A 6,187-nucleotide genomic window follows, 5' to 3' on the forward strand; every position below is an offset into this window, starting at 1 on the left:
ATCATAGCGGAAACCCTATTGATTGTCAATATTCATGCGGGCATTATCATGCCATGTAATTCACATTAAATCATTGAATTTGGCCATTTGGTTAAGAAACTTCTTTGTCTTTAAGCTGAGGCCTGAATATTCTTCGTAATAAGCTGAAATAATTTTTTTCAGCTCTTCCTTTGTTTCCGGCTTAACGGATATATTTCCAAGCCTGGATAAATCGAAAAAGTAAAATAGGCGCAGCAGCTTAATGGCTGCCTGTGAAACTTTGTAGTGGTATGGGTCTTTTTCAAGACACCGATGGCAAATCAGGCCATTTTCACGGATAGAAAATGAAAAATGCCCGTCAGTGCTTCCGCAGACAGAACATTGATCCAAGACAGGATATAGCCCCAGTATATTCAGCATTTTCATTTCATAAATGTTTGTAATTATTTCAGGGTCATATCCTTCGTTTATAAAGTTTAATGACTGGTATAGCAATTCAAAGAGAAAAGGGTTTGGCTTTTTATCCTCAATGCTTTTATCTGTTAAGTCTACAATATAGCTTGCATAGGCAGTCAAAAAAATATCTTCCCTTATGGAACGCATGGATGAGGACATTTCTCCTTGCTGAAGAGTTCCCAATCCGCTTCCTCTCTGCACTAAAAAATATCCGTATGTAAAAAGCTGAGTGACGGCAGCAAGGCGGCTGTTCGGCTTTTTTGCACCGCGTGCCATCACTCCAACTTTTCCCCATTCTCGGGTATATAAGGTAACTATTTTATTTGTTTCGCTGTAGTTAGTACTCCTAATGACGATGCCCTCACATTTATCAAGCATCTTTGACACCATCCCTGTCTTTCGACAAACCTATGAGATGGGAAAATCAGCTTCTGCTAGCTCATCATCGTTATTTCCGGGTATTTCTTGAGTTTCCTTTTCTAGCTCCTTGAAGAGAAGATATGTGTCAATATTACCTGTTTGGGAAAACACTTTCCAGGTAAAATCCATCATCGAAAACCCCACCTTTCCGTTTTTCAACTAGCAATTTATTTATCCCAATACTTTATCTTTATCATAGCCTGTCTTTGTAAAATCATGAGACGAAAATATTGTCAATCAGTATCATGCATATTAACCAAAAAACGTTAATACCTTAATTAAGGCTGGTGTATTAGTACTCATCCTCACGGAAACCAAAGTCACGGAGCTGGGACATTTTATTGCGCCAATCTTTTTGGACTTTGACCCAAAGCTCAAGGTATACTTTAGAACCGAGCAGATTTTCAATATCCACTCTAGCCCTTTTGCCAATTTCCTTCAGCATTTTTCCCTGCTTCCCAATCACAATGCCTTTTTGAGAATCACGCTCTACAATAATGGTAGCCATTACATGAACGACATCCTTCTCTTCACGGCGCTCCATTTTATCAATAAGAACAGCAAGCGAGTGAGGAATCTCTTCTCTTGTAAGATGCAGCGCTTTTTCCCTGATTAATTCAGAGACGATGAATCTTTCAGGGTGGTCTGTTACCTGGTCGGCAGGATAATATTGCGGCCCATCCGGAATATATTCCTTAATTTGATTCAATAATGTCTCAACATTATTTCCTTCAAGAGCGGAAATGGGGATAATTTCACTGAATTCGTACTTCTCCTTGTAAGAATCGATCAGCTTCAGCAGCTCATCCGGGTGTACCTGATCAATTTTGTTAATGACGAGGAATATTGGAGTATGAACTGACTGAAACTTTTCAATGATAAACTCTTCACCGCGGCCAAACCCTTCTTGGGCATTAACCATAAACAGGATAACATCAACTTCCTTCAGCGTATTTTGGGCAACTTTCATCATAAAGTCTCCCAGTTTATGCTTTGGTTTATGGATTCCAGGTGTATCGATGAAGATAAATTGTGCGTCATCTGTAGTTAGGACACCTTGAACCTTATTGCGGGTCGTCTGCGGTTTATCACTCATTATGGCGATTTTCTGTCCTATTACTCGATTTAAAAATGTCGACTTTCCTACATTCGGTCTGCCGATTATGGAAATAAACCCTGATTTGTGGCTTTTTGGTGTTGTGTCGTTATTCATGTAAATCCTCCGGTGAAAATGCTCCTGGCAATAATTCTTCTACTGTTAATTCTTTTATATCCCCATTTAAATTGGTTAAAACCACTTTCATATCTCGAGGACACAGCTCTGAAATAACCTGCCTGCATGCACCGCAAGGGGGTACAGGACGATCGGTATCTGCTACTACAGCTAGGCACGTGAAGTTTTTCACTCCATCCGAGTATGCTTTAAACAGTGCAGTTCTTTCTGCACAGTTGCACATGCTGTATGCCGCATTCTCAATATTACAGCCATGAAAAACCTGACCGTCGTCACTCAAAAGCGCCGCTCCTACTTTAAATTTTGAATAGGGTACATAAGCTCTATCTCTTGCAATCTTTGCTTCTTCAATTAGTTGATCCATTTTCACGATTATTTCTTCCTTTCGAATAAGAAGGCTGTCGCCTCCCTTTTATTTTACTACATTTTACCGGCATTTTCACTGTTTGTAGCAAAAACGTAATAAAAAATTTGAATTTTCTAAAAATATGTCAGCTTTTCAAATTTTTTTTGGCTGTTCTGTCATTTTAGCGGATTCAGTGAGCGTTTTCAAACTCAGGAATAACAATTGTTTTAAAATGCACTTCTCCAAGTTTTCCTTTTTCAAATCGGGTAATCATAAAAACAAAACGCCGTTTTCATATAGTTTGCTGCTTTTAATAAAAGAGCCAAACAAAAAAAGAAGCTATCCAATTGGACAGCTTTCACTCAATTTACATAAGCGATTATTTTCGGCAGAAAAACAAAGATGCCAATCGCAACACTCAAAATCGCATATACCAAAACAGCCCCAGCAGCAATATCCTTTGCTTGCTTCGCAAGGGGGTGATATTCTTTGGTTACCAGGTCAACAACCCTTTCAACAGCCGTGTTCAACAATTCTAAGGAAAGCATTCCCCCTATGGCGAAAAGGAGCATCATCCACTCCAAACGGGAGATTGAAAAGATTATCCCTAAGATACAAACAGCTATTGAAAAAGCAAGATGAATTTGCAGATTCCTTTCTTTCTTTACGGCTGACTTAATCCCGGCAAATGCAAAACTAAAGGATTTAAGGACACTGTGGACACGATTTCTATTATCGTTTGAGCCCAAATTCATCAAGTATATCCTTCTGGCGGGAAAACATCTTTTTCTCATCCTCAGCGTTTTCATGATCATAGCCAAGAAGATGGAGGAACCCATGGACCGCCAAAAAACCAAGCTCCCTTATAAAAGAGTGTCCGTATTCTTCTGCCTGTTCCTTCGCTTTTGCAGCCGATATGATTATATCACCTAGTACTCTTGGCATATCAGCACCAACAAGCTCAATTTCCCCTGCTCCAAGTTCCTCCATAGCAAAAGAAATAACATCTGTTGGGCGGTCTTTATCACGGTATTCCCTGTTGATTTCCTGAATGCGGTCATTAGTCACAAAAGTAATGGAAACCTCGCTTCCCGGCTCTACCCCCTCTTTTGAAGCGGCAAAATTAATTAATTCTTCTACCTGAGCCATATCATTCTCATTCAGCTCATTAGTTTCGTCTAAAAAATCAATGCTTAAACTCATGCTTGTTTCACCTTCTGTTTTGTCATTTCTGGGTACTCGATTCTAGAATGGAATATTCCGTTTAACGTCTCACAAAATGAGTGTGAAACGGTTTCCAGTTCTTTTAAGGTTAAATCACATTCATTCAGCTGTCCATCCTGAAGCCGGTCTGAAATAATATTTCTGACAAGCCCTTCAATTTGCTCAGGAGTAGGATGCGACATAGAACGAACTGCAGCCTCAACACTATCTGCGATTCCAATGATGGCAGATTCCTTGGATTGTGCTTTTGGTCCCGGATACCTGTATTCTTCCTCTTTGACCTCCAGCCCATTTTGCTTTGCTTTATGATAGAAATACTTAAGCAGAGTAGTACCGTGATGCTGCTCGGCAATATCCACAATTTCTTTCGGCATCTTGTGTTTCCTCAGCATTTCAGCACCGTCAGCAGCATGTGCAATAATGATATTTTTGCTGGTCTGCGGAGGCAGTCGATCGTGAGGATTTTCAATATTAACTTGATTTTCTATAAAAAATTGAGGGCGTTTTGTTTTTCCAATATCGTGATAATAGCATCCCACTCTAGCGAGAAGCCCATTTGCACCAATCGCTTCACAGGCTGATTCCGAGAGATTGGCAACCATGACACTGTGATGATAGGTGCCGGGAGCCTCTGTCAAAATTTTTCTCAGCAGCGGATGATTTGGATTAGACAGTTCAATTAGCCGCATCGTTGATAAAATGCCAAATCCAGCTTCAAAATAGGGAAGCAAACCAATGGTAAGCACTGCAGATGATATGCCTGAAATAAGTGCAATCACAAAGTAAAAACCGTATTCAACTGTATCATAATGGCCATTTCTTAAGAACAGCAAAGAAAAAATGACGATAATATTTACTGCTGAAACAAACATGCCAGCCTGCAAGATTTTTGATCTGCGATTTTGCTTGCTTAGAAATAAGATTGCCGCCAACCCGCTGCATATGATATAAATGCCAGCAGTTACCTGGAATGTACCGGTAATCCCTTCATTGAAAATGATGCTTCCGCATATGGCCAGAATAATTGTGAAGTATAGCGCCAGCTTTTCATCAATCAGGATTTTAATCAGCATCGCACCCATTGCAGCAGGAAATATATAGCCTATTTCGGAGTAATCAGAATCCTGGAAAAAGCTGATAACCTTCATAAGCAAAATAGACAAAATAAATATTAGGCTAAACAGCAGCAAATAACTTTGCTTAACTTCCGATTGAGCATCTAATTCATGGAAGTAATAATACAAAGCTGATAGGGCAATTACGATGATCAGAAACAGGCCAACAAAAGGCTGTACAGAATTCACGCTGTCTAAGAGGCCTACAAGTTCGAGCTGCCTATATATGTCCCTGCTGATTAACTGGTTTTCCTCCACAATAATCTGGCCCTGAAGGATTTTAACAGGCTCGACACTCTCTACTGTCTGCTGCCGCAATTCTTCTGTCGCCACCGGGTCATAAAACTGATTTTGATAGATCGCATAACGGCCTAATTCAATTGCAGCCTGTTTCAACTCAGATCTTAAGCTTGTAAACCGCAGTTCTTCCTCGACCCGTTTCTTTGCGTTCTCCACTTGTTCAGCTGGTATCTCACTGTTCATAATTTTATTAATAGCTGTTACAGTAAGATCTTTGGCAATGGTAAGCTCCCCATCCTTTGCCTGAAGCAATGCGAGAAAAACATCATCTGATACTTCACGGGTTACATCCTCTGTCAGCTTTTCCTTCACCATGGCAAGTTTCTCATTCGGAGAAGGCTCTGGTGCCTCTGACTCCTCACCATCTGATTCGGAGATCTCATTCTTTTTTTTATCAGCCTCTTCTTTGACCTCTTCGTTCACTTCAGATACCGAACCGAAAATGGAGGTAACTAAGTCAACACGGTTTTGGGCTATTTCTTTTTTTACAACATAGATATCCTTAACACTGTTCTCAGCTTCTTTTTTCTTTTTCTCTGTGCTCGCTTTGTCTTCGACTGTTATCGGGGATCTAATGGTCTGCTCAGCAACAGAGAACAAACTTAGATCCAATTTTTCCGGTTTTACATTGCTGTACATAGAAAAATACATAACTATGCCCAAGAGTATAAATAACAGTACCCGAAAAAATGTCATATTTAATAAATTCCTGACTTTTGTCATACTCTGCTGAAGATTTCCCATTATTACCCCTCCTATCTTGGCTGCGTATTGTCAAAACTTCTATAAGAAATAGGTTATAAAATATCTCCATAGAGGGCTTTATAGGCAAAAAAATTGCCACCCCCTAAATTCTTTGGATAATTGAGGTTACCACACACCCAACAACCAAGAATGGAAGTGACAATTTGTACCCTCAAATTATAACCTATTTATTAACTTTTATAAACTATCAAGAACAACTCATTCGAACATTGCTTACTTTATTGATTGGTAAAAGCATGTTCGTTAAACCTACTGAACAGCCCGTAAATAAACCTTATCGAAAACTTCAAGTGGATGACCTTCCGGTCATTGAAGTTCTAGAACAGCTTGATTATCGAGTTCTTCTTA

General features: G+C 39.6%; 7 protein-coding genes and 1 pseudogene. 1 reads left to right on the forward strand and 7 read right to left on the reverse strand.

All coding sequences use genetic code 11. The annotated features are described in order from the left end of the window. Positions 1-60 precede the first annotated feature (60 nt). The 7 genes from recO to L634_RS0119355 form a co-directional block, all read right to left on the reverse strand. Positions 61-813 carry a DNA repair protein RecO gene (gene recO / locus L634_RS0119325; RefSeq protein ID WP_026583860.1) on the reverse strand — a complete coding sequence of 251 codons (753 nt, stop codon included), beginning with the start codon at positions 811-813 and terminating at the stop codon, positions 61-63. A gap of 30 nt (positions 814-843) precedes the next feature. Beyond that, positions 844-987 (reverse strand): YqzL family protein, encoded by a 144-nt coding sequence (locus L634_RS32865; protein ID WP_084028950.1) that lies wholly within the window; start codon positions 985-987, stop codon positions 844-846. 160 nt (positions 988-1,147) lie between these two features. After that, on the reverse strand, positions 1,148-2,068 hold the full coding sequence (gene era / locus L634_RS0119335; protein ID WP_026583861.1) for a GTPase Era: 921 nt from the start codon (positions 2,066-2,068) through the stop codon (positions 1,148-1,150). After that, positions 2,061-2,453, reverse strand: coding sequence for a cytidine deaminase (locus L634_RS0119340; RefSeq protein ID WP_034262922.1), 393 nt, complete (start codon positions 2,451-2,453; stop codon positions 2,061-2,063). Before L634_RS0119340 ends, era begins: the two co-directional genes overlap by 8 nt. A gap of 344 nt (positions 2,454-2,797) precedes the next feature. Next, positions 2,798-3,190 carry a diacylglycerol kinase family protein gene (locus tag L634_RS0119345; protein WP_026583863.1) on the reverse strand — a complete coding sequence of 131 codons (393 nt, stop codon included), beginning with the start codon at positions 3,188-3,190 and terminating at the stop codon, positions 2,798-2,800. After that, positions 3,168-3,638 (reverse strand): rRNA maturation RNase YbeY, encoded by a 471-nt coding sequence (gene ybeY / locus L634_RS0119350; protein ID WP_026583864.1) that lies wholly within the window; start codon positions 3,636-3,638, stop codon positions 3,168-3,170. The genes L634_RS0119345 and ybeY overlap by 23 nt, the downstream gene beginning before the upstream one ends. Continuing rightward, the gene (locus tag L634_RS0119355) at positions 3,635-5,818 is read right to left on the reverse strand and encodes an HD family phosphohydrolase (RefSeq protein WP_026583865.1); all 2,184 of its coding nucleotides are present in this window, start codon (positions 5,816-5,818) and stop codon (positions 3,635-3,637) included. The genes ybeY and L634_RS0119355 overlap by 4 nt, the downstream gene beginning before the upstream one ends. A 164-nt stretch (positions 5,819-5,982) precedes the next feature. Here L634_RS0119355 and L634_RS32870 point away from each other — a divergent pair. Then, positions 5,983-6,187 (forward strand): annotated as a pseudogene (locus L634_RS32870) (DDE-type integrase/transposase/recombinase); the annotation flags it as partial.

The organism is Bacillus sp. J33, assembly GCF_000518885.1.
In the GTDB taxonomy this organism is placed as follows: domain Bacteria; phylum Bacillota; class Bacilli; order Bacillales; family Cytobacillaceae; genus Cytobacillus.